Below are 23,530 nucleotides of genomic sequence, written 5' to 3'. Positions count from 1 at the left end.
TTTGGGTTAATGATTTTGTAATGTAAATTATTTTTTGAGATTGTTAAGATTTATTCTTTGAACTGTTTTTTAACTATCTTTGTAACCTAAAAAATTTGAACATGTTTTTATTTATTAGCGGCGGCGAAATATTTGTAATTCTTTTGGTGGTTGTCATGGTATTTGGTGCGGATAAACTTCCAGAAATTGCCCGTGAATTGGGAAAAGGAATGCGTCAGATTAAAAATGCAACCAACGATATTAAACGGGAAATACACAATAGCGCCGAAAAAAATAATCTTGATATTGATGTTGCAGCAAAAGTTAGAAAAGAAGTAAATAAAATAAAAGATAATTTCGACGATTTCTCTAATCCGGTAAAAAAAATTAAAACCGATATAGAGAAATCCTTAAATCCATTAAAAGATGATGATGGAAATTTAAAGAGCTATTTTAATAAACCCAAAGACAGTAAAAATAATATCAAAGATATTTCAGCTGATATTACCGCCGATCCCTCAACTACGGCAAAAGAAGTTAAAGATCTTGACTCGGATTCCTCAACGCCAGCGCAAGAAGTTAAGAATGTTGCAGCCGTTTCTCCAACTCCCGAGAAGGAAATTGAAGATCCAGCAGAAGATCAAAACGGAACTGTCAAAAGGGGAAAATAATTTTCAATTTATCTCGTTAAAACCCAAACTTATTTTACCCTGCTAATGGACAATCCATCGCGAATTGGCAGTAAAATCGTTTCAATTCTATCATCAGCATTTAACATTTTATTGTATTCAACCAAGGCTTTGGTATCTTTATCGTTGGGGTCAATCTCTTCAACAACCTTTCCACTCCACAGCACATTGTCCGATAAAATAACTCCGCCCGAGTTCATTTTTCCAATAATCATGTTAAAATATATGCTGTAATTTGTTTTATCGGCGTCAATAAAAACCAAGTCAAACTTTTCGTTTAATGTTGGCAAAATATTTAGCGCATTTCCAACAAGTTGTTTTATTTGTGAAGTATAAGGTGATTGTTTAAAATATTTTTTGGCGAAATCTTCCAATTCTTCATTTTTATCAATGGTAAAAAGCATACCTTTTTTTTGAAGGCCTTCAGCTAAACATAAAGCCGAATATCCGGTATACGTTCCAATTTCCAAAATGGTTTTTGGCTGTATTAATTTAGAAATCATTGACAGAATTCTGCCTTGATAGCCACCGCTCAACATCCGTGGATTTAATACTTTTTGCCATGTTTCCCTATTTAACTGCTGTAAAAATTCCGGTTCCCTTTGTGAATGATTTACGGCATATTGGTCTATTTTTTCGGGCAAGAATTTCATTTTATTTTATTTATAAAAGTATAAAAAGACGTTGAAAGAGACATAAATTTTCAAATAAATAGAACCTCTTTGGCTGCCTTAATACCAATTAAACATTCAAATGTCTTATGATTCTATTTTTGTTTTAAGATTCTGTTCCATGCATTCCTTTTCCTCTTGTTCTAATTGGGGCGCTTTACTGTAGTCCTCCTCTTTTAATTTTTGATAACAAGTGCTCATAACCTTATTTTGTTTTGCGTAAAGTCCACATTTTTTGCATAAAAATAAATGAATATTCAATTTTATTTTTTCCCACAACTTTGATTCTCCATACTGGCTTTTATCGCAAATTGTGCTTGCCTCATCACAAGTTAATTTCATGTGTTGTTTTCTTTTAATTTTTAAACCAATTTTCTTCCATACATTTTCTGAGCTGGGTTCTGGCTCTGTGAATAATTACCCATAAATTTGACGAAGTAATATCGAGTTCTTTACAAATATCCTCTGTTTCAATTTGATGAATGGTTTTCATTCTAAAAACCATGGCGTATTTTTCGGGTAAATTTGCTATGCATTTTTCTAAAACTACCGCCAGTTCTTCGTTTTCAATCCTTTTTTCAATTTCCCCGCTCCAATCTGTTGGGGCACGTTCTTCCAGCCATTCTCCCTCACGTTCTCCATGGGCATAAAAATTCATGCGCACTTCAGCCTTGCCTTTTATTGAATTTATTTTTCGGTAATAATCAACAATTTTACGTTTCAGAATAGAAATAAGCCAGGTACGTTCACTTGCTTTACCTTGAAAATTGTCTTTTGCTTTTAAAGCCGAAAAAAAAGTATCCTGCACCAAATCCTTGGCCAAATCCCTGTCGTTAATCCGGCTAATGGTGTAATTAAAAAGGTAATCAGCGTGTAAACTGACCCATTTTTCAGGATTGAGAAGATGTTTATCGGTTTCAGACATTTAAACTTTATTAGCTCGGTGGCTAAGGTAAATAATTTAACAGAATTATGCTATTTTAATAAGGTTACCCTTTGTTTGGGTACTATTCGGTAATTTTTTTTTAAATATTTTTTAAATGAAAAAATGTTATAAAAAAGACATCATTAACAGTTCCTCACCCCAACTCTATCAAAATCGGGCTATATTTGCCAAACGCCACTAAACTTCCTAATTCAGAATTTTTGATTTCTATATTATTTTTTATTTTTAGTTTTCGATTTTTCTCAGTAAATTTTATTTATCATTGTTACGAATTCGGAAAGCATAAAAAATAATACAAATGGAACCAACTCTAAATAAAGAACTATTAACCGAACTCGTAACTTTTCGTAAAATGTTGCATGCAAATCCTGAAGTTTCAGGAAAGGAGTACAATACCGCGAAAAGCGTTACCGAATTTTTAAAAACCTGCAAGCCCACCAAGGTCATTGAAAATATTGGAGGAACCGGTATTGTGGCTGTTTTTGATAGTGGGAAACCTGGAAAATCGGTTATGTTTAGGGCTGAATTAGATGCTTTGCCCATTCAAGAAATAAACAGCTTTGAACATTCTTCAATAATTCTCGGTGTATCACACAAATGTGGGCATGATGGGCACACCACTGTTTTACTGGGATTGGCCAGGTTACTGACTGAACAAAAACCCAAAAGCGGAAAAATATTTTTGTTGTTTCAGCCTGCGGAAGAAGATGGTGAGGGGGCAAAAGCGATTTCTTCAGATCCGAAATTTAAAATGCTTAAACCCGATTATATTTTTGCTTTTCACAACCTGCCAGGATATCCATTAAACCAAATTGTTATAAAAAACAATTCATTCACTGCTGGCGTAAAAAGCATTATTATTCAAATCAATGGGAAAACGGCACATGCCGCAGAGCCTGAAAATGGCTTAAATCCAGCACTTGCCATTGCAGAAATTTTGCAGGAATCGGCAAAACTTTCCAATAACGATCCAAAAAGGGATGATTTCACTTTAATAACGCCAATTCATATTGAAATGGGTGAAATCGCTTACGGAATTTCTGCAGGCTACGGTGAAGTCAGATTAACTATCCGTACTTGGGATGAAGACAATATGGAAAAATTAACGACTGAATTAATCAGTTGCATTAAAAAAGCGGCTATAAATCACAATATGCCAATAACCTATTCGTGGACTCACGAATTTTATGCGAATCAAAATAATGACACCGCTGTTTCCTTAATTAAAGAAGCCGCGTCAAGTTTGTCTTTTGACATTTTCCAAAGAAAATTTCCTTTTAAATGGGGAGAAGATTTTGGCCTGTTCACACAAAATTTTAATGGCGCTATGTTTGGTATTGGCTCAGGTAAAAAAAGTCCGGCATTACACAATCCCGATTATGATTTTCCTGATGAAATTTTACCTAATGCAATTCAATTGTTTCAAGAAATAAGTTTACGTATTTTATTATGAAAATATACCACACGTCCTATCTGGAAATCAGCAAATCTGCGCTAGAGCATAACCTTCAATATTTAAAAAACTTGATTAGTGATGGCGTACAAATATCTTCTGTAGTTAAGGGAAATGCTTACGGTCATGGCTTGGAAGTATTTGTTCCTCTGGCTGAAAATTGCGGGATCAATCATTTTTCAGTATTTAGTGCAGATGAGGCTTTGCGTGTTCATAACTCAATTAGTGAAAACAGTACGATTATGATAATGGGGTTAATAAACAATGAAAAACTGGAATGGGCTATTGAAAACAATATTGAGTTTTATGTATTTGAGCCAGACCGTTTAGAAAAAGCACTTGAAACGGCTAAAAGAATAGGGAAAATTGCGAAAATTCACATAGAAGTGGAAACAGGAATGAACAGAACAGGGTTTGCTATGGATCAACTTCCGGCGGTGTTTCAATTATTGAAAAATAATAGTTCTCATTTGTGTTTTAAAGGACTTTGTACGCATTTTGCAGGTGCAGAAAGTATTGCCAATTACTATCGAATTAAAAAGCAGCAACAAGTTTTTCGAAAAGTTATAAAAAAAGTGGATGCTGCAGGTTTAAATCCCGAGCAAAAACATACTGCTTGTTCAGCTGCCGCATTGCGTTACCCGAAATTTCAAATGGATATGGTTAGATTGGGTATTATTCAATATGGATTTTTTCCCAATAAAGAAATTTTAATTGAATATTTAACCAAAAAGAAAGAAAACAAAAATCCATTACAACGCCTTATTTCTTGGAAAAGTCGGGTTATGGATGTTAATAAAGTTAAAACAGGTGAATTTGTTGGTTATGGAACCTCTTATCTCGCTAATTCTGATTTAAAAATAGCCATAATTCCTGTAGGTTATGCGCATGGTTTCAACAGAAATTTAAGCAACCAGGGTATTGTATTGATTAACGGACAGCGTGCGAGTGTTGTAGGAACGGTAAATATGAATATGATTACTGTCGATGTTTCCAACCAAGTTAACTCGGTTGAAAAAGGCGATGAAGTGGTATTGATTGGAAAACAGGGTGATTTGGAAATAAGCGTTTCATCGTTTAGTGACTTCAGTGATCAGGTTAATTATGAATTATTGACAAGATTACCTGAAAATTTACCCAGGTTGGTAGTTGATTGATAATGATTGATTCCCAATTAGAGCAGCCAATAAAATGGTGTTTTATTTAATTTATTGATGAATAATTACTATCTTTAGTAGTGGTTCGGTCAATTTTATTGAATACTTAAACTGATGACGAAAAAATAAAAAAGACCGTGAAGATTCTAAATTATCAGTTATGAATAAATTAATGGATGTGTTTTCTGATTTTTATAATGATTTCACGAATAAACTACCCATTATTTTAATCGCTCTTGCTGTTTTTACCATTGGTTTTCTAATTGCTGGAGGTTTAAAAAAGCTGATTCAAAAAAAAATTAAGCCAAGATTAAAAAATACCTTATCAGCCGATTTTATTTCACAAGTCATCAGTTTCATTATAAAGCTAATTGTTATTATCGTTGTTCTAAATTTGTTGGGTTTTAAAAATTTTACTTCACAAATATTGGCCGGAGCCGGGATTCTTACCTTTGTGATAGGTTTTGCTTTTAAAGATATTGGAGAAAATTTTTTGGCAGGTATTTTACTTGCTTTTAAAAGTCCCTTTAGGCTGAAAGATCTTATCGAATCCGGAAGTGTATTAGGATACGTTCAGGAATTGAATTTAAGGGAAACACTGGTGAAAACACCTGATGGTAAAGATGTATTCATTCCCAATGGCCAAATCCTAAAAAATCCGCTAATAAATTATACTTTGGATGGTTTTTTACGCTATGAATTTATTATTGGCCTTGATTATAACAGCAACCTCGCAAACGGAATTAAAATTATTTCAGATTCCATATTGGAAATAAATGAAGTACTGAACACTAAAAACAAAAAAACAACAGTTCTTATAGATGAATTGACGGCCAGCACCGTAAACTTTAAAATCTTATTTTGGATAGATACTTTTCAAAGCACTTCAAAAACCTATCATAACAGTATTAGGTCATCCATCATAGATAAAGTCGTTCAAAATTTATTAAAAAATGGATTTTATCTACCTTCAACTATTGTTGAGATTAAAAAGTATAAAGCGTAATTCAGGTTTATTTGATTTTTTTGAAAATGAAATATAGCTACTAAAAATAAGCATAAAATCAATAATTTTTAGATTTTATGCTTATTCTTTTTCAAACACATTATTTTCCCTGTGAATATCTGCCATAAGTTGAGAACTGTCAATTTCAACAGCTTTCACATCTTTTGAAGTGGAAAAAGTATATGTTGGGTGTGCCCAGGACCAATTTTTTAAAAGAGTTGCTGTTGTCGGTTTTTCGCCAAGCATCATTTGTAAAGGAATGTAAAAAATTTCCGTGCTGCCATCATCATAGGTGACGGAAACATCAATAGGCATTGGCATCTGACCCACTCTTGCCAACGTAATTTTATTACCCTCAATTTTTGCGATAGCATAATCAATGGTATGGGTAGTTTCAATCCATTCGTTTAAATACCAATCCAATTGAATTCCTGAAACTTTTTCGGCAGTTCTTTTTATATCGTTAGGTGTTGGGTGCTTAAATTTAAAATCGTCAAAATATTTTTTAATTGTTTTTTCCACATTTTCTTCTCCAATAATATAATTCAACTGCGATAAAAACATGCTTCCTTTGGTGTAACTTCCAATACTGAAGGCGGCATTGGTATTAAACCTGTCGGAATGCGTTGTCAACGGTTCTTCAAAGTCGTTTTTAACCGCGTAAAAATAGCCTCTGTAATCTTTTGGTGATGGTTTTCCGTTGCCGCCTTTCAAAATTAAGTCAGAAGCCATGTTTGAAATATAAGAAGTAAAACCTTCATCCATCCAAGAATGTTTACTTTCATTGGTAGCTAAAAGATGTTGAAACCATGTGTGAGCCAATTCGTGAAAAACAGTGCCCACAATATCATTTAAGGTTTCACCTCCGGCAACCAACGTACACATGGCATATTCCATTCCACCGTCACCACCTTGAATCACTGAATATTGTTTCCAAGGATACTGTCCAATATTTTCATTAAAATAATCCAAAGCTTTCTCTGTTAAAGGCTGTACTTCTTTCCAAGCTTTTGCATATTTTTTGTCATTTTTATAGAAAAAATGAAGTTCCGTTCCGCTAGACGTTTTTAAAATATCATGAACATAATTTGGGTCGGCTGCCCAGGTGAAATCAATAACATTTGGCGCGATAAAATGCCAGGTCAATTTTTTCCCCTTCGGAAGCCTTAACAATTTTGAAGTATCTTCATATCCGTGACCAACTTCCTGCGGATTTTTCAAATAGCCTGTTCCGCCAATCGTGTATTTTTTATCAATATGAAGGGTAACGTCAAAATTAGCCCAAACACCATGAAATTCTCTTGCAATATAAGAATCTGCATGCCAGCCTTCAAAATCGTATTCTGCCATTTTCGGATACCATTGCGCCATGGAAAGCGCTACGCCATCCTCACTGTTTCTGCCTGCTCTTCTAATGTGGACAGGAACCTGTCCTTCAAAAATCATTTCGAATTTTACAGTTTCACCCGGTTGAATCGGTTCTTTCAAAGTTACTTTTAAAATTGTTCCTTCTGTAATCAGTTGTACATCTTTTCCATTTTGCTTTAGCGATAGAACTTTTAAATAACCTATTTCATTGGGTTTTAATTTTGAAATTCTGCTCTCGAAAATTGGATTTTCTTTAGTCTCAATATTATTTACCATTCTACTGTCCGGGTCAATAACAGCCTGTAATCTGGCATCCATTTCACTGTTTGGCTGAAAAGCATTGAAAAACAAATGATAGAAAACCTTATGTAAAACATCCGGGGAATTGTTGGTGTATGCTAATTCCTGTGTTCCTTTATATTTATAATTTTCTGCATCTACCTCCACATCCATTTTGTAATCTGCGTGCTGCTGCCAATAATAAGCCGTGCTGGTTTGCCCGAAAACGGTAAACGAAATAATTGAAATAAAAAATACAAGAAGTCTTTTCATGAGAGGTTCATTTATGGACTGCAATATATACATATCTTTAGAAAACAAAAAACACACAGTTAGACCGTGTGTTTTTTTAACAGAAAATTATAAGTTTTGTGTTTAATTTACCATTTTATCAGCCAACAATAACGCGTTGTAAGCGTTTGCAATGCTTGCTGCTTTTGACAAATTGGAAAATGCTGCTTTTTCCCCTTTTTGACCAGGAATAAGCACTTGTAAATTTACTTTAACACCAGAATTCATAATGATGTGTTTTACCTGACTAGCAGACAATTGCGGATAGTAAGAACGAACTAACGTTGCAATACCAGCAACTTCCGGTGAAGCCATTGAAGTACCGCTGTATTTTGCATATTCGTCTTTAGGTACGGTTGAATAAATTTGAACTCCAGGAGCAAATACATCAACATTTAGTTTGCCATAATTAGAAAATGAAGCTGGTAGGTTTTCATTAAAATTAGAACTCATTGCTCCAATAGTAAGTACATTGTCTGAAATTTCATTTATTTTATCTTCAGAATCATTTGGCCAATTGTCTTTTATGTCTATGTTTTTATTGTCGTTTCCGGCAGCATGCACCAACAAAACATCTTTTTCTGCTGCGTATTTAATTGCATCAAAAACCCATTCTTTGTTTGGGGAAAAACTTTTTCCAAAACTCATGTTGATTACTTTTGCGCCGTTGTCTACGGCGTATCTGATTGCCAAAGCAACATCTTTATCGCGCTCATCACCATCAGGTACAGCTCTAACTGCCATTAATTTCGCGTTATTGGCAACCCCGTTTAATCCTTTGTTATTGTTACGGGTTGCTAATATAATTCCAGAAACATGTGTTCCGTGAGATTCGCTTTCTTTATCACCGATTACAAATCCGTTCCCGTATTTTGTGTCGTTCATATCTTCTGGGTTGTCGCCTACAATGGCTCTTCCGTCAAAATTGAAATCGTAGTTTTTAATTTTCTTTTGGGTGGCGTAATAATCCAAATAAGCAGATTCATCAAGACCTCTTCCAAATAAACCCATCAAATCATTTACTTGTGTTTTTAGCGTTTGGTCTTCAGTATTGATTCCTTGTAAATCTTCCAACGTTAAGGTTTCTTTACCTAAGTGTTTTTTCACCGCCGCAAAATTTTCGCCTATTTGTTCCATGCGAGCCAAAGTTTGAAAATGTCTTGAAGAAGAAGCTTTATAAGCTTCAAGATATTCTTGATATTTTTTAAAATCTGCTTTATCGGCCTCACTTATATTTTCAATAGTTTTGCCTTCAAAACGTGGGTTTAATTTGGCAACAATACGTGTAATTTCCAATTGTTCAGGAGCCGCATCACCGTTTCCACCTAAAAAGTTCCATCCGTGAATATCATCAACATAACCGTTATTGTCATCGTCAATTCCATTTCCTGCAATTTCTTTGGTGTTTGTCCACAAAACATCTTTTAAATCTTCGTGTTCAATATCAATTCCAGAATCGATAACACTAACAACAACTGTTACTCCTTTTTTTCCTTCTAAAAACTTATAAGCTTTGTCTAAGCTCATTCCCGGTATGGTATCAGCAACCAAATCGGCATGGGCCCAATGATTAAATTGTTCTTCGCCAATGGCGCCTTTTTTTTGTGAAATGGATACGGTGGTATCCATTGTTGGTACTGCCTTGTCTGTAATAGATTTTACAGAACCGCAACTTACTAATGTGACTGTTGCCAATGCAGCAACATACATAGGGTTAAATATTCTCATCCTTTTTGTTTATTGTTTAATTAAATACTTCGTTAAATGTATAGGTTTGGTTTAATCGCACACCTTTTTCAGTGTGTTTTACGGTACAAAGTTCATTGGTTGCATCGTGCTCGAAAAACAAAAAATAATTGTTATCGGCAGCATTGTTTAAAAATTTCTCTTTTTCTTCCATTGTTAATAGCGGACGTGTGTCATATCCCATTACATACGGCAAAGGAATATGCCCAACGGTTGGCAACAAATCCGACACAAAAACAATGGTCTTTTCCTGGTATTGAATGTGAGGAATCATTAGTTTATCGGTATGGCCGTTTGCAAATAAAATATCAAAACCAAGCGGGGTGTTTTTCGTAAAATCACCAGTTGGTATATCCACAAAATTTAATTGCCCGCTCTCTTCAATCGGATTTATATTTTCTGTTAAAAAAGATGCTTTTTCTCTCGGATTGGGTTTTACGGCCCATTTCCAATGGTTTTTATTGCTCCAAAATTTTGCGTTTTTAAAGGCAGGTTCATAGCTTGTTCGCATATTGTTCCATTGAATGCTCCCGCCACAATGGTCGAAATGCAAATGGGTTAAAAAAATATCGGTAATATCATCTCTGTGAAAACCATATTTTGCCAAAGAGGCATCTAAGGAAAAATCACCGAAGAAATAATAATAGCTAAAAAATTTGTCTGTTTGTTTATTCCCGGTACCATTGTCGATTAAAATAAGACGGTCGCCATCTTCAATAAGCATGCAGCGCAAGGCCATGTCAATTAAATTATTTTCATCTGCGGGATTGGTTCGTTGCCAAATTACTTTAGGAACAACGCCAAACATAGCGCCGCCATCCAGTTTAAAGTTACCTGTTTCAATAGGGTAAATTTTCATAAATAAAACTTTAACACAAATATACAAGAATTTATATTTAACATCGTGTTAAAGAAAACAAAAAACCCAAGCAAAATTGCTTGAGTTTTTTTTGAGGCGTCTAGCGGATTCGAACCGCTGTACGAGGTTTTGCAGACCTCTGCCTAGCCACTCGGCCAAAACGCCATTATCGGATTGCAAATTTAGGTATTTTTAATTTGTTGGCAATTATTTTTTTATTGTTTATGTGTTAAATTGTTTATTTTTTGACTTCAGGCTTTGCAACTTTTCAATTTTCAAACTTTCTAACTTTTGACATTTCAACTGTTACCATCGCCACATTTCCGCCAATTGGCGGATTTATTTTTGAAACAGCAACATCTGCTTTTTCAACCAAAGGGATTTCCAGCAAAATTCTCTCCAAAATGCGCTTCACAACCGTTTCCAGCAATTTGGAGCGAATTGCCATTTCCTGTTTCACAATTTTGTTTAAATGAACATAATCTACCGTGTCAAAAAGGTTGTCGCTTTGTGCCGACGTACTTAAATCCGCTTTTACCGAAACATCTACACGATAATCGGAACCAATTTTCCCTTCTTCAAGTAAACAACCATGGTAGGCGTAAACTCTTATATTTTTTAACTTTATAATTCCCATTTTAACTTGTAAAAAAATCAAAAATATTGCTCAAAGCTTTGGTGGTGGATTTATAAAATTCAGTGTATTTACAATTCCCGCAAGTAACCGAAGTGTATTTTTCGGTCTGAATATCAAATATTTTCGAAAAGATTCCTCCTGTTGCTCTCATTTCACCAATTATATAAGTTTTGTTGGCGCATTTCGGACAAGTATAACTTAGTGGTTTTGTATTCATTTATTAGATATTTTATTTTTGTGATTGAATTTCTTAGCTGCTATTATTCTTCGGGATTATTTAAAACATCCTCATTTTTCAAGGAAACAAAAGCGAATATTGTAAACTATTCGATTTATAACCATAATATTATCCAAATATACTAATTAGCAAAGTGTTTTGTAGTTGCATTGCCAAAAAAAATCAATAATTTTGCACCTTATAATTTTCCTGTTATTATGAGTGAAGAAAAAAAATCGCTGAATTTTATTGAGCAAATTATTGAAGATGATTTAGCGAATGGTTTGGCAAAAGAAAAATTACGATTTAGATTTCCGCCTGAGCCAAACGGTTATTTGCATATTGGCCACGCGGCTTCTATTTGCTTAAATTTTGGTTTGGGATTGCGATATAATGCGCCGGTTAACCTGCGTTTTGATGATACGAATCCTGCAAAAGAAGAACAGGAATATGTAGATTCCATAAAACATGATGTGCAATGGCTGGGTTTTAAATGGGACAAAGAATTGTATTCTTCCGATTATTTTCAGCAATTATATGATTGGGCAATTCAGCTGATAAAAGAAGGAAATGCTTATGTTGACAACCAATCTTCAGAACAAATGGCTTTGCAAAAAGGAACCCCAACCGAAGCGGGAACTGACAGTCCGAACCGAAACAGGGCTATTGAAGAAAATTTAACGCTGTTTTTAAAAATGAAAAATGGCGATTTTGAAGAAGGTTCTCACGTTTTGCGGGCAAAAATTGACATGAAACACGTGAATATGCATATGCGAGATCCAATTATGTATCGCATTTTAAAAAGACACCACCACAGAACGGGAAATGATTGGTGTATTTACCCAATGTATGACTGGACACATGGTGAAAGCGATTATATTGAGCAAATTTCACATTCTATTTGTACGCTGGAGTTTAAAAGTCACCGGGATTTATACGACTGGTATATTGACCAAGTTTCTGATCCGTCAAAATTACGTCCGAAACAACGCGAATTTGCAAGAAGAAATTTAAGTTATACAGTCATGAGCAAACGCAAATTGCTGCAATTGGTTGAAGAAGGAATTGTTACAGGTTGGGATGATCCAAGAATGCCAACCATTTCGGGTTTGCGAAGAAGAGGTTACACACCGGAATCCATCAGAACTTTTAGTGAAACCGCAGGAATTTCAAAGCGTGACAACGTAACCGATGTGGCTTTGCTGGAACATTGCATTAAAGACGATTTAAACAAAACGGCGCCACGCGTTATGGCAGTTTTAAATCCGATTAAATTGGTGATTACCAATTATCCTGAAGGAAAAGAAGAATGGTTATCGGCTGAAAACAACCAGGAGGATGAAAGCGCTGGTTTTAGAAAAGTGCCTTTTAGCAATGAAATTTATATTGAAAAAGAAGATTTTAAGGAAGAAGCCAATAAAAAATTCTTTAGGCTTTCTATAGGCAAAGAAGTCCGTTTAAAAAACGCTTATATTATTAAAGGGGAATCCGTTGTTAAAGACGAAAACGGCGAAATTACCGAAATTCACTGTTCGTATGATACCGATAGTTTAAGCGGTAGCGGAACAGAAGCAAGCCAACGTAAAGTAAAAGGCACTTTGCACTGGGTTTCTATTAAACATGCCGTAAAAGCTGAAGTTAGGGTTTATGACCGATTGTTTACAGAAGAAGCGCCAGACAGCCACAAAGACAAAGATTTTAAAGACTTTTTAAATCCCGATTCTTTAACGGTTCTTGAAGCTTTTGTTGAGCCAAGTTTAAAAGAAGTCAACATTTTGGACCGATTCCAATTTCAACGTTTGGGCTATTTTTGTGTTGATAAAGATACCACTTCAAACCATTTGGTATTTAACAGAACTGTGCCACTAAGAGACAGTTGGGCAAAAATGAGTGATTAGGTTTAATTTTGTAAAAAAACGGTCTTCTGAAGAATTAATTTTGCAGAAGACCGTTTTTTGATTTAATTTATCTTGATAGTTTTCATGATCGCTTCCAATTCAAACATATAATCGCGTTTGTTCATGGAAGGTGCATAAGTTAAACCTTCAACCACCACCAATCTGTTATTTGCTTTGTCTATTACAGAATAGCTTAAAAAAGGACCGGCCATATAAAGACCTTTCACTTCCCATTTTCCTTTGGCTTCAAGTGCGTTTTTTCCATCTAGTTTTACGTCAAAAATATGCGGCGTATAGGCTTCTTCAGTAATCATATACGACCCTTCAATTTCTCCGGGAATGTACTTTTTACCAATAGTATCTCTGATGGCAACCAGGTTATTTCCGTTTTCATCATCAATGGATTTAATAGGAACCGTGTAGGAAAATAATTCCATGCTATTTCCACCATCCAAACGCATGCGATACCAAACAAAATTTCCTGTATCATCAACTTTGCTAAAGGTTTTTGGAATTTTTACAGAATAACCGTTTTTGCTAAAGGTCTCCATTTTTGTAGGATCCCAGTAATCTTTATAAATTGAGCGTTGCACTGTAAGCAAGTCTGCATTTTTGAATTCAGAAATCAGTGCTTTTCCATTATTTTGAATTTCCAGAATCAGTCCTGCTTTATCTTTGCCTGTAATGGTAATTATTTTTTGGGGTGATGCATATACATCTGAAACAGCCGTGAAAGAATTTTTATCTACAATTCCAATATTTAAAATGCTTCTGCTGGCTTTAAACATAGTCCCAAAACTTTCCGGCGGAACTTGCGTTACTTCAAATTGCGCTTCTGGCTGTGGCAAACCTAAAACAGGTTCAGCAATAATTTTTCGCAATTCATCGCCAATTTCGCCTTGCCATTCACTGTTTTTCATGACAATAAGCAAATTATTCATTCTGCCGTTTGCTTCTTTCAATGTCTTTTGATTGCCTCCTGTATCACAGGAAATAAACAATGAAATTATTGCTAAAAATAATCCGATCTTTTTCATTAATTAAATATTTTTAATTTGATTCCGGGTTTCAGGCTTTTTACACTCCAAATATTGTTCCATTCTTTAATATTTTGTACAGAAACATTCGAATATTTTTTTGAAATAGACCAAAGTGAATCTCCTAATTTTACAATATAATAAGTGTCTTCCCCTTTATCCTTTTTTGTTGGAGCCGTTTTTGAAGAAACAACCGGGGGTGCATTTTTTGGATAAATCACCAGTTTCTGCCCTATTTGCAATCTTGTACTTTTTAAATTATTCCAACGTTTTAAGCTGCTTTCCGAAACCCCATGTTTGGCTGCAATTTTCCCTAAATATTCACCGCTTTTCACTCTATGTGTAATCCTGTCCTTCATTACCACATATTCCGGAATTGGCTTTTCTCGTTTTGCATCTTCTACATCTGCATAGGCATAGATCAATTGCTCGTTGCTAACAAAATTCCCAATATCTTTTACGGGCAGTGTAAGCGTGTAATTTTTGTCTTTTATATATGGAATAATTTCCAGTTTATATTGTGGATTCAAAAATTTCAGGACTTCAACATCAACGTTTAAGGTTTCATTAATTTGCCCAAAAGTTAATTGTCTTTTAACCTGAACAGTGTCTGTTGCGTAATATGACATTGCATTTTCCTTTGATTTTAAATTGTGATCATTTGCAAATTCAAAAATATATAAAGTAGCAAAAAAGGCGGGCACATATGAGGCGGTTTCACGAGGTAAGTATTCCCGTATATTCCAATAATTGGTACTTCCTCCAGATCGTCTGATTGCTTTAGAAACATTTCCGGGTCCAGAGTTGTATGCCGCCAATGCCATGCTCCAATCTCCGTATATTTGATATAAATTTTCTAAATACATGCAAGCAGCTTCGGTAGCTCTGTACGGATCTGAACGTTCATCTATATAAGAACTTACCTCTAAGTTATATATCTTTCCTGTTTGATACATGAATTGCCACAACCCCGTTGCGCCCATACGAGAACGTGCATTTGGATTTAAAGCCGACTCTACAACCGCCAAATATTTTAATTCCAAAGGAATATTATATTTCGCCAAATGTTCCTCAAACATGGGGAAAAAATAACGTGCTCTTTCCATAATAGTAGAAAGCGAAGATTTTCTTTTTTGCAAATAGGTTCTTATTACTTGCTCTAACTGAGGGTTGTATTCAATTTTAAAGGGAGTTTTACTGTTTAAATATTTCAAACGCTCTTTTAATAAATTTGTTGGTAACTCTTCAAGATCCGTAACCAATATTTCATCGTCTTCCAAAACATACTGCTCGGTATCATATAAAGGCGATTTCACCAATTCATTCATCCACAAACTATCAATTAACATGGCATCTGAATGAATTTGAAGCACTAAAGAATCTGGATTTTTAAAAAATAATAGCGCACTGTCTGATAAAAATTCTTTTGGATTTTCGTTTTTATCAGGTTCTGAAGTCTCTGATTTCGTTTGTGAAAACCCGAAACCAAAAAACAATAAAAACGCAATATATATTAAATTTTTCATAGGAGATTAGTTGTTTAACAGTTTTGAAATTTCATCTAAATTAGGCGCCAGAATAATTTCAATTCTTCTGTTTTTTGCTTTTCCTTCAGCAGTTGTATTTGAACCAACCATCACATATTCACTTCTTCCTGCCGCTGTAATTTGCGTTGGATTTACGCCTTTGTTTTGTAAAATTCTAACAATAGCTGTTGCGCGTTTGACAGATAAATCCCAGTTGTCTATGATGGTTGCTCCTGTGTATGGAACATTATCTGTATGGCCTTCTATGAGTACATTGATATCAGGATTTTTTGACAAAACACTTGCCAACTGTTCAACGGCATTTTTTCCTTCACTTCCAACTGCCCAACTTCCTGAATCGAAAAGCAATTTATTTTCCATAGACACATAAATTTTTCCGTTTTTTTGAACTACGGTCAATCCTTTTCCTTCAAAATTAAGCAATGCACTGGAAATGGCATTTTTCAACTGTTGCATTTGGGCTTCTTTTGCATCAATTAAACCCTGAAGCTCATTAATTTGATTAGAACGTTCTGCCAATTCACTTTGAATTTTTTCCAAACGGAGACTTTCAATAGTCAATTTTCTTTCTTTCTCTTCCAATTGGAATAACAATTCCTGATTTTTTTGAGATTGCTCAGCCAGTTTTTTTGAACTTTGGCTTGAAAGCGCGTTATAAGATTCGTCTAAATTCTTATATCTATTTTGAAGAGAAATGAACTCGGTATCCAATATTTCCTTTTGGATTTTGAGAGCGTCATAATCACTGTTAAGCTTTTCTAAATCGGCTTCCAACGTTTTTTTTGCAGTCAATAAATTATCTTTTTCTTCAATCAATGATGAGTTTGAAGAACGCAAATTATTGAATTTTGTTTCTAATTCCTGATATATCTTTTTTGACACACACGAGTTTAATGTGATTGCTATAATGAATAGAATTGCTGCTTTTTTTAACATTGTACTGCTTTTATTTATTTTAATTATTCAATTTCGACTACGATGGGACAATGGTCTGAATGTTTTGCCTCCGGTAAAATATAGGCTCTTTTAATCCTGTCTTTCATCTCATCGCTTACCATATGGTAATCTATGCGCCAGCCTTTATTGTTGTTTCTGGCATTTGCTCTGTAACTCCACCAACTGTAATGATGTGGTTCTTTGTTTAAATGACGAAACGAATCAACAAAACCACTGTCTATAAAATTCCCCAGCCAGTCGCGCTCAACGGGTAAAAACCCGGAGGTGTTTTTGTTCTGAACCGGATTATGAATGTCAATTTCTGTATGGCAAATATTGTAATCGCCACAAATAATAATATTGGAAAGTTCTTTTTTGAGGTTGTTTACATAGTCAAGAAATTGAGCCATGTAGTTGAATTTGAACTCCAATCGATCATCATTGGTTCCGGAAGGTAAATACAAGCTCATTATTGAAACATTTCCAAAATCTATGCGTAAATTCCTTCCTTCATAGTCCATTGAGGCAATTCCAGTACCGTAAACTACTTTGTCGGGCCTTGTTTTTGATAAAATTGCCACCCCGCTATAGCCCTTTTTTTCTGCTGAAAACCAATAATGATAATTATAGCCGGCATTTTCAAACAAACTTAGATCTAACTGTTCTTTATGCGCTTTTATTTCCTGCAAACAAATGACATCCGGATTCGCAGCTTCTAGCCACTCAATAAATCCCTTGTTTACCGCAGCTCTGATTCCGTTGACATTGTATGATATTATTTTCATCTGTTTAAATTTTATTTTATAGCGGTAACAGATGCTGTTCGCCATAAATTATTCCTTTGTGTGTCAAAATTTGCAATGCTCGTTTCATTAAGCCTTTATTATTTATAAAAAGGAAAGCATCACCTTAGCCTTTTTTATTAAAACTTCATTTCAGGAATTTCTCCTTCAATAATTAAGGTTCCTTTTGTAGCTGCTACAATTTCTTCAACCGAAACTCCCGGAGCTCTTTCTATAAGATAAAATGCGTTGTTCTTAATTTCTAATACAGCCAAATTTGTGACTACTTTTTTAACACAATTTACACCTGTTAATGGTAAAGTACAGCTTTTTAATAATTTCGATTCACCGCTTCTATCAGTGTGCATCATTGCAACAATAATGTTTTCTGCAGACGCCACCAAGTCCATTGCTCCACCCATACCTTTTACCATTTTGCCTGGAATTTTCCAGTTTGCGATATCTCCATTTTGAGAAACTTCCATGGCCCCTAAAACAGTTAACTGAACATGTTGTCCACGAATCATAGCAAAACTCATTGCAGAATCGAACAAAGAACCGCCCTTTAAAATAGTGACCGTTTGTTTTCCTGCATTAATTAAATCGGCGTCTTCTTCACCTTCTATTGGGAATGGCCCCATACCCAGCATTCCGTTTTCAGACTGAAAAACAACATCTATATTTTTAGGAATATAGTTAGCTACTAATGTTGGAATTCCGATTCCTAAATTTACATACCATTTATCTTGTAATTCTTGGGCAATTCTTTGCGCTATTTCTTGTTTTGATAAAGCCATTTTTTAAGATTTTGGAGTTACTGTACGTTGTTCTATTCGTTTCTCATACCCTGTTCCTTGAAAAATTCGTTGCACAAAAATACCAGGTATATGAATTTGATTTGGATCTAATTCTCCAGCTTCAACCAATTCTTCAACTTCAGCAACTGTTATTTTACCCGCCATAGCCATCATCGGATTAAAATTGCGTGCGGTTCCTTTAAAAATAAGATTTCCCGCAGTATCTCCTTTCCAAGCTTTAACAAATGCAAATTGGGAATTAAAAGCCTGTTCCAGTACATACATTTTACCATTAAATTCTCTGGTTTCCTTTCCTTCTGCAACTTCTGTACCGTAACCTGCAGGTGTATAAAATGCAGGAATTCCTGCTCCCGTAGCTCTACATCTCTCGGCCAAAGTTCCTTGTGGTATTAATTCTACCTCTAACTCTCCTGAAAGCATTTGACGTTCAAATTCTTCATTTTCACCAACATAAGAAGAAACCATTTTTTTAATTTGACGTTTTTTTAATAAAAGCCCCAAACCAAATTCATCAACTCCGGCATTGTTGGAAATACATGTTAAATTATTAATATCCAACCTCACTAATTCTGAAATACAGTTTTCCGGAATTCCGCATAAACCGAATCCACCGAGCATAAAGGTCATGCCGTTTTCCACGCCTTGTAAAGCATCTTGTGCATTTTTTACTACTTTGTTTATCATAATTTATCTTTTAAAATTCAGGATCCTCGTTTGTTTTTATGTCGGATGTGTCGTTATCGCTTTTTTGTTTTCTGCAATCTATTTCGATACTCAATTCTTCGGGTCTTTCAAAAGCTTCTTTGCTAACATTCAAAGTTGGGTCTGCATACAATTTTTTATAATACAGCCCCCAAATTGGCAACGCCATGGTTGCGCCCTGTCCTTTACTAATCCCAGCAAAATGTACGGCTCTATCTTCACCGCCAACCCAAACTCCGGTTGCCAGATTAGGCACAATGCCCATAAACCAACCATCAGACTGGTTTTGGGTTGTTCCTGTTTTTCCTGCAATTGGATTTACAAATTGGTACGGGTAGCCAGTTACCACATCATCAGGATAACTTGCTCCACTGGTACGTAAACGAATACCCGAACCTGATTCTGTAACACCTTCCAATAAATTAGTGATCACATAAGCTGACTCTTCGCTTATAGCTTCTTTCGAGTTTGGCATAAATTGCTCTAAGACCATTCCGTTTTTATCTTCAATTTTTAATAGCATCATAGGTTCCACTCTTAAACCTTTATTTGCAAAAGTTGAATATGCTCCAACCATTTCATATAAGGATAAATCCACAGACCCCAGTGCTATTGAAGGCACTTCAGGAATTTCACTTTCTATTCCAACACTATTGGCCAAATTAACCACCGTTTTAGGATGCACCATATCAATTAGCTTTGCGGTAATAACGTTTACCGAACCCGCCAATGCTTGTTTTAAAGTTAATTCCCCGCCATATTTATTATCCGAATTATTTGGTGTCCAATCTTCTTGCATGCCATATTTTTCTTTTGGAACCGTATAGGGTGTATTTGGTAATTTATAACAAGGCGATAATTTCAATTGGTTAATTGCCGCAGCATATACAAAAGGTTTAAAGGTAGAACCTACCTGACGTTTTTGTTGTTTAACCGCATCATATTGAAAATGTTTATAATTTACGCCACCAACCCAGGCTTTTACATGGCCTGTTTGTGGCTCAACGGATAGTAATCCCGATCGCAAAATGCGTTTGTAATAGCGAATAGAATCATAAGGAGACATAATGGTGTCTATGTCGCCTTTGTAGGAAAAAACGCTCATGTTTGTTTTTTCATCAAAAGAAGCCTTGATTTCTTGCTCTGAAGCTCCATTTGATTTCATACGAATCCAACGCCCCGAACGTTTCATAGCCTGCCCCATAGTAAATGCAATCTGGTCTTTGTCTAAGTCGTAAAACGGCGCTGTTTTGTTGCGTTTTTGTTCTTTATTAAATACGCGTTGCAAGTTGGCCATATGTTCTTTCATAGCTTCTTCAGCATATTTTTGCATACGCGAATCTATGGTAACGTAAATTTTGAGCCCGTCCCGGTGCAAGTTGTATTCGGTACCATCAGTTTTTGGATTGTTCTTTATCCAGCTTTTCATAAAGTCACGCAGGTATTCCCTAAAATAAGTTGCGGAACCATCGCTATGGCCTTCTTTATTTACATTTAAGTTTAAAGGTGTTTTTTGTAATGAATCCCTCTGCTTTTCCGAAATAAAATCATTTTTATACATTTGATTTAAAACCACGTTTCTACGATTTTTCACCAATTCTTCTCTTCTTAGGGGATTAAAATAAGAAGCATTTTTAAGCATTCCAACCAACATTGCAGATTCCTTTATTTTTAAGTCAATCGGTTCCTTTCCAAAATAAATTCGAGACGCTGAACGAATACCCACCGCCAAATTCAAATAATCGTACTTGTTTAAGTACATGGTTAAAATTTCTTGTTTGGTATATTGGCGTTCTAACTGAATTGCAATCACGTATTCCTTTACTTTTTGAAGAACCCTTTCCACGATGTTTCTGGATCCTTCTCCGTGAAACAAAAGTTTGGCCAATTGCTGTGTTATGGTACTTCCGCCTCCTTCACTTCCCAACATCACAACAGCGCGTATGGAGGCTCTAAAATCGATTCCCGAATGATCATAAAAACGTTCGTCTTCGGTAGCAACCAAAGCGTTTATCAAATTTTCGGGTAAATCTTTATATTTTACGGGAGTTCTATTTTCATAGGCATATTTCCCCAATGTTTTTCCATCTATTGAAATCACTTCTGAAGCCGTGTTTTTTTCGGGACTTTCCAATTCTTCAAAAGTGGGAAGTTTGCCAAAAGCACCAAAAGAGGCCAACAAAAATAACAGGATGATAAAGGTAATTCCTCCAAGAATGGCCATCCAGAACCATCTAATATATTTCAAAAATTGATTGTTATTTGTTTCTGTTTTTGTCATTTTTTTTCTTTTTCAATTCTTAGTCCAACATCAGTGATGCCTTTTAAAGGGTTTTTTCCTTCAATATCATTAATGCCGCGTGTTGCGTGCTGAATGTAAAATTTGTAGGTGCCTATTTCAGAAAATACAACATTTTCCTTATAAAACAGTTTGTTTTCTTTAAGATCCGTAAATCCCGAACCCAGCCACTTACCGGAAGCGTCCGTCATTTCGTATTCCAGAGTGTCTATCACTTTAAAGCCGTTAGGCATTTCAAGTTTGGCAATTAGGAACAAGGAACTAAACTCATAATCCTTATTATTTCTGAGGGTAATGAATACATTATTTAATGAAATGGTATCCATATTGTTTAGGGTAAAATCAACGCTCTTTTCTGAATGCCACTCTTGTTTTTCAATTGGTATGTATTGATCAAAAACGGCATTTGAGTTGCATGACAACATCAAAAAAGTAAAGGTCAGTAAACTGAGTTGTCTATATGTTTTTATTTGGGTTTGCACTTCTTTTTGGAGGTCTTTGTTTTTTGTTTTTTGAACTGCCGCTCACTTGTTGCGATTGAACCGGGGTTTGCAAATTTTTAGGTTTATTTTTGTGTTTCTTTTTATTTTTTCTTTTTGGAACGTCAAATCGCGTTAAGCTGTCTTGCCCAACAACATCCTCAAATTCAACAACATTTTCAACCAATAATTCAAATTCATAATCTTCCAAAGAAGTTGCGGGAACATTGTTTTTATTTAAGTCTATTATTTCTTTTACGTTATCCACGGTAAGTTTAAACCACTTATTTCTGTCTTCTTTATAAGTGTACCACAGTACTCTTTTAAAAATATCCATTTTAATAAAAACGGCTTCTCCTTTTTTAGTTTTTAAAACAATGTCTTGTCGGGGGAAATCTTTTAAAGCGTCTAAATAGGTATCTAATTCATAATTTAAACAGCATTTTAATTTTCCGCACTGGCCGGCTAATTTTTGTGGATTTAACGACAATTGCTGATAGCGCGCCGCAGTGGTATTTACTTTTCTTAAATCTGTTAACCAGGTTGAACAGCACAACTCTCTTCCGCAGGACCCCACACCTCCAAGTCGGGCTGCTTCCTGACGCAATCCAACTTGTTTCATTTCAACTCTAATACTGAAAGTACTTGCCAAATCCCTAATTAATTGTCGGAAATCAACACGATCATCGGCTGTGTAATAAAAGGTGGCTTTGTTGCCGTCACCTTGGTACTCAACATCAGACAGTTTCATTTTGATACCCAGTCTGCCAAGAATTTCCCTGCCCTTATATTGCGTTTCGTATTCCTTTTCCCGGGCAGCTTTCCAGATATCAATATCTTTTTGGGTTGCTTTTCTGTAAATTTTCTTTACTTCTTCACTATCAAAGGCAACGCCTTTTTTCTTCATCTGAATCCTAATCAATTCACCGGTAAGTGAAACCGTTCCAATGTCATGGCCCGGATTTCCTTCCACTGCAATGATATCTCCTATAGAAATTTGCAAATTATCAACATTTCGATAAAAATGTTTTCGTCCGTTTTTAAATCTAACCTCAACAATGTTAAGCGGTTCCTGCCCTGTTGGCAGTGACATGTTGGATAGCCAGTCGAAAACCGAAAGTTTCTCACAACCATCAGTGGCGCAATTTCCATTACTTTTACAGCCTTTCGGCACAGTATTTATATCTGTAGAGCAACTATTACAGCTCATATATTTTTATGTTTTATATTGTTCAGTAAAACTGAAAATCAATTTTACCCACTTCACTAATTTGTAAAGATATCATTAATATTATTAACCGTATAACGATAAAATACGCGTATTATGTTTGTTTTACGTCAATAATTTTTACGGGGCAGGCTTCTTTGGCCTTTGTAACAGATTCCAAAATGCCTACATCCGCTGATTTTAGGGTGAAAAAACCCCTTTTTTCTATTGAACGAAGCAGCACAGCTTTACCGTCTTTTTTCGACATTTGAAACTGGGCAGCTGCCTGTTCAACACAGTAATTACAACCAATGCACTTGGCCCTTTGCAATGTGATAATTACCATAGTTGATTTAATATTTTTAGATTTTAATTTTGACCTTTAAGCTTCAACTACATTTTCAACAATTTTATACAATTTATCCGACGGACGAATTCTAAAATCTATTTTAAAAGTACAAGAATCTCCTTTTTGGGCTTTTTCTCCCTTAATGTCATTTATAAACATTTGGGTCACTTCCATTTCT

23 protein-coding genes, 1 tRNA gene and 1 pseudogene are annotated in these 23,530 nt (G+C 35.1%); 5 read left to right on the top strand and 20 right to left on the bottom strand.

Annotated features, from left to right (window positions below):
* The first annotated feature begins 101 nt into the window (after nt 1–101).
* Complete coding sequence (gene tatA / locus ABY285_RS06380) at nt 102–650, top strand: twin-arginine translocase TatA/TatE family subunit (protein WP_372768198.1); 549 nt, start codon at nt 102–104, stop codon at nt 648–650.
* A gap of 29 nt (nt 651–679) precedes the next feature.
* Here tatA and ABY285_RS06375 read toward each other — a convergent pair whose 3' ends face one another.
* From ABY285_RS06375 to ABY285_RS06365, 3 genes are all read right to left on the bottom strand, one after another.
* Complete coding sequence (locus tag ABY285_RS06375; RefSeq protein WP_372768196.1) at nt 680–1,321, bottom strand: O-methyltransferase; 642 nt, start codon at nt 1,319–1,321, stop codon at nt 680–682.
* Nucleotides 1,322–1,426: 105 nt separating this feature from the next.
* On the bottom strand, nt 1,427–1,681 hold the full coding sequence (locus ABY285_RS06370) for a hypothetical protein (protein ID WP_372768194.1): 255 nt from the start codon (nt 1,679–1,681) through the stop codon (nt 1,427–1,429).
* A gap of 13 nt (nt 1,682–1,694) precedes the next feature.
* Nucleotides 1,695–2,264: a sigma-70 family RNA polymerase sigma factor gene (locus ABY285_RS06365; protein WP_372768192.1), complete on the bottom strand. Its 570-nt coding sequence runs from the start codon at nt 2,262–2,264 to the stop codon at nt 1,695–1,697.
* A gap of 319 nt (nt 2,265–2,583) precedes the next feature.
* On the opposite strand from ABY285_RS06365, the gene ABY285_RS06360 reads away from it, so the two are divergent.
* The 3 genes from ABY285_RS06360 to ABY285_RS06350 all read left to right on the top strand — a co-directional run bounded on the left by ABY285_RS06360 (nt 2,584) and on the right by ABY285_RS06350 (nt 5,901).
* The gene (locus ABY285_RS06360; RefSeq protein ID WP_372768190.1) at nt 2,584–3,738 is read left to right on the top strand and encodes an amidohydrolase; all 1,155 of its coding nucleotides are present in this window, start codon (nt 2,584–2,586) and stop codon (nt 3,736–3,738) included.
* Entirely contained in the window at nt 3,735–4,895 is a 1,161-nt protein-coding gene (gene alr, locus ABY285_RS06355; protein WP_372768188.1) for an alanine racemase, read from the top strand. The genes ABY285_RS06360 and alr overlap by 4 nt, the downstream gene beginning before the upstream one ends.
* Nucleotides 4,896–5,055: 160 nt before the next feature.
* Nucleotides 5,056–5,901: a mechanosensitive ion channel family protein gene (locus ABY285_RS06350; protein WP_372768186.1), complete on the top strand. Its 846-nt coding sequence runs from the start codon at nt 5,056–5,058 to the stop codon at nt 5,899–5,901.
* Between the two features lie 81 nt (nt 5,902–5,982).
* Here ABY285_RS06350 and ABY285_RS06345 read toward each other — a convergent pair whose 3' ends face one another.
* The 6 genes from ABY285_RS06345 to ABY285_RS06320 all read right to left on the bottom strand — a co-directional run bounded on the left by ABY285_RS06345 (nt 5,983) and on the right by ABY285_RS06320 (nt 11,298).
* On the bottom strand, nt 5,983–7,821 hold the full coding sequence (locus ABY285_RS06345; protein ID WP_372768184.1) for a M1 family metallopeptidase: 1,839 nt from the start codon (nt 7,819–7,821) through the stop codon (nt 5,983–5,985).
* 102 nt (nt 7,822–7,923) lie between these two features.
* A complete protein-coding gene (locus tag ABY285_RS06340; protein WP_372768182.1) occupies nt 7,924–9,567 on the bottom strand; it encodes a S8 family peptidase in 1,644 nt (547 codons plus the stop codon).
* 16 nt (nt 9,568–9,583) lie between these two features.
* Entirely contained in the window at nt 9,584–10,444 is an 861-nt protein-coding gene (locus tag ABY285_RS06335) for an MBL fold metallo-hydrolase (RefSeq protein WP_372768180.1), read from the bottom strand.
* Between the two features lie 94 nt (nt 10,445–10,538).
* Nucleotides 10,539–10,609, bottom strand: a tRNA-Cys gene (locus ABY285_RS06330).
* A gap of 103 nt (nt 10,610–10,712) precedes the next feature.
* Complete coding sequence (folB, locus tag ABY285_RS06325; RefSeq protein WP_372768178.1) at nt 10,713–11,081, bottom strand: dihydroneopterin aldolase; 369 nt, start codon at nt 11,079–11,081, stop codon at nt 10,713–10,715.
* A 1-nt stretch (nt 11,082) separates the two neighbouring features.
* Entirely contained in the window at nt 11,083–11,298 is a 216-nt protein-coding gene (locus ABY285_RS06320) for a zinc ribbon domain-containing protein (protein ID WP_372768176.1), read from the bottom strand.
* Nucleotides 11,299–11,516: 218 nt separating this feature from the next.
* Between ABY285_RS06320 and ABY285_RS06315 the strand changes: the two genes are divergently transcribed.
* On the top strand, nt 11,517–13,196 hold the full coding sequence (locus ABY285_RS06315; protein WP_372768174.1) for a glutamine--tRNA ligase/YqeY domain fusion protein: 1,680 nt from the start codon (nt 11,517–11,519) through the stop codon (nt 13,194–13,196).
* A gap of 62 nt (nt 13,197–13,258) precedes the next feature.
* On the opposite strand, the gene ABY285_RS06310 is transcribed toward ABY285_RS06315, so the two are convergent.
* The 11 genes and pseudogenes from ABY285_RS06310 to ABY285_RS06260 all read right to left on the bottom strand — a co-directional run.
* Complete coding sequence (locus ABY285_RS06310) at nt 13,259–14,233, bottom strand: DUF4837 family protein (protein WP_372768172.1); 975 nt, start codon at nt 14,231–14,233, stop codon at nt 13,259–13,261.
* Nucleotides 14,233–15,759, bottom strand: a complete 1,527-nt coding sequence (locus ABY285_RS06305) for a LysM peptidoglycan-binding domain-containing protein (RefSeq protein WP_372768170.1) — start codon at nt 15,757–15,759, stop codon at nt 14,233–14,235. Before ABY285_RS06305 ends, ABY285_RS06310 begins: the two co-directional genes overlap by 1 nt.
* A gap of 6 nt (nt 15,760–15,765) precedes the next feature.
* Nucleotides 15,766–16,716, bottom strand: coding sequence for an OmpA family protein (locus ABY285_RS06300; RefSeq protein ID WP_372768168.1), 951 nt, complete (start codon nt 16,714–16,716; stop codon nt 15,766–15,768).
* Nucleotides 16,717–16,739: 23 nt separating this feature from the next.
* The gene (locus ABY285_RS06295; RefSeq protein ID WP_372768166.1) at nt 16,740–17,501 is read right to left on the bottom strand and encodes an exodeoxyribonuclease III; all 762 of its coding nucleotides are present in this window, start codon (nt 17,499–17,501) and stop codon (nt 16,740–16,742) included.
* 137 nt (nt 17,502–17,638) lie between these two features.
* Nucleotides 17,639–18,295 carry a 3-oxoacid CoA-transferase subunit B gene (locus tag ABY285_RS06290; protein WP_372768164.1) on the bottom strand — a complete coding sequence of 219 codons (657 nt, stop codon included), beginning with the start codon at nt 18,293–18,295 and terminating at the stop codon, nt 17,639–17,641.
* A 3-nt stretch (nt 18,296–18,298) separates the two neighbouring features.
* Complete coding sequence (locus tag ABY285_RS06285; protein ID WP_372768162.1) at nt 18,299–19,000, bottom strand: CoA transferase subunit A; 702 nt, start codon at nt 18,998–19,000, stop codon at nt 18,299–18,301.
* Nucleotides 19,001–19,010: 10 nt separating this feature from the next.
* A complete protein-coding gene (locus ABY285_RS06280; RefSeq protein WP_372768160.1) occupies nt 19,011–21,299 on the bottom strand; it encodes a transglycosylase domain-containing protein in 2,289 nt (762 codons plus the stop codon).
* Nucleotides 21,296–21,742, bottom strand: a complete 447-nt coding sequence (locus ABY285_RS06275) for a gliding motility lipoprotein GldH (RefSeq protein ID WP_372768224.1) — start codon at nt 21,740–21,742, stop codon at nt 21,296–21,298. The genes ABY285_RS06280 and ABY285_RS06275 overlap by 4 nt, the downstream gene beginning before the upstream one ends.
* Before the next feature lie 31 nt (nt 21,743–21,773).
* Complete coding sequence (locus tag ABY285_RS06270; RefSeq protein WP_372768158.1) at nt 21,774–23,006, bottom strand: stage 0 sporulation family protein; 1,233 nt, start codon at nt 23,004–23,006, stop codon at nt 21,774–21,776.
* Between the two features lie 112 nt (nt 23,007–23,118).
* The gene (locus tag ABY285_RS06265; RefSeq protein WP_372768156.1) at nt 23,119–23,349 is read right to left on the bottom strand and encodes a ferredoxin; all 231 of its coding nucleotides are present in this window, start codon (nt 23,347–23,349) and stop codon (nt 23,119–23,121) included.
* A gap of 36 nt (nt 23,350–23,385) precedes the next feature.
* Nucleotides 23,386–23,530, bottom strand: a pseudogene (locus ABY285_RS06260) (U32 family peptidase); the annotation flags it as partial.

It is taken from the genome of Lutibacter sp., assembly GCF_041555395.1.
Taxonomy (GTDB): Bacteria; Bacteroidota; Bacteroidia; order Flavobacteriales; family Flavobacteriaceae; genus Lutibacter.
This window is presented reverse-complemented; position numbering and strand designations above follow the sequence as displayed.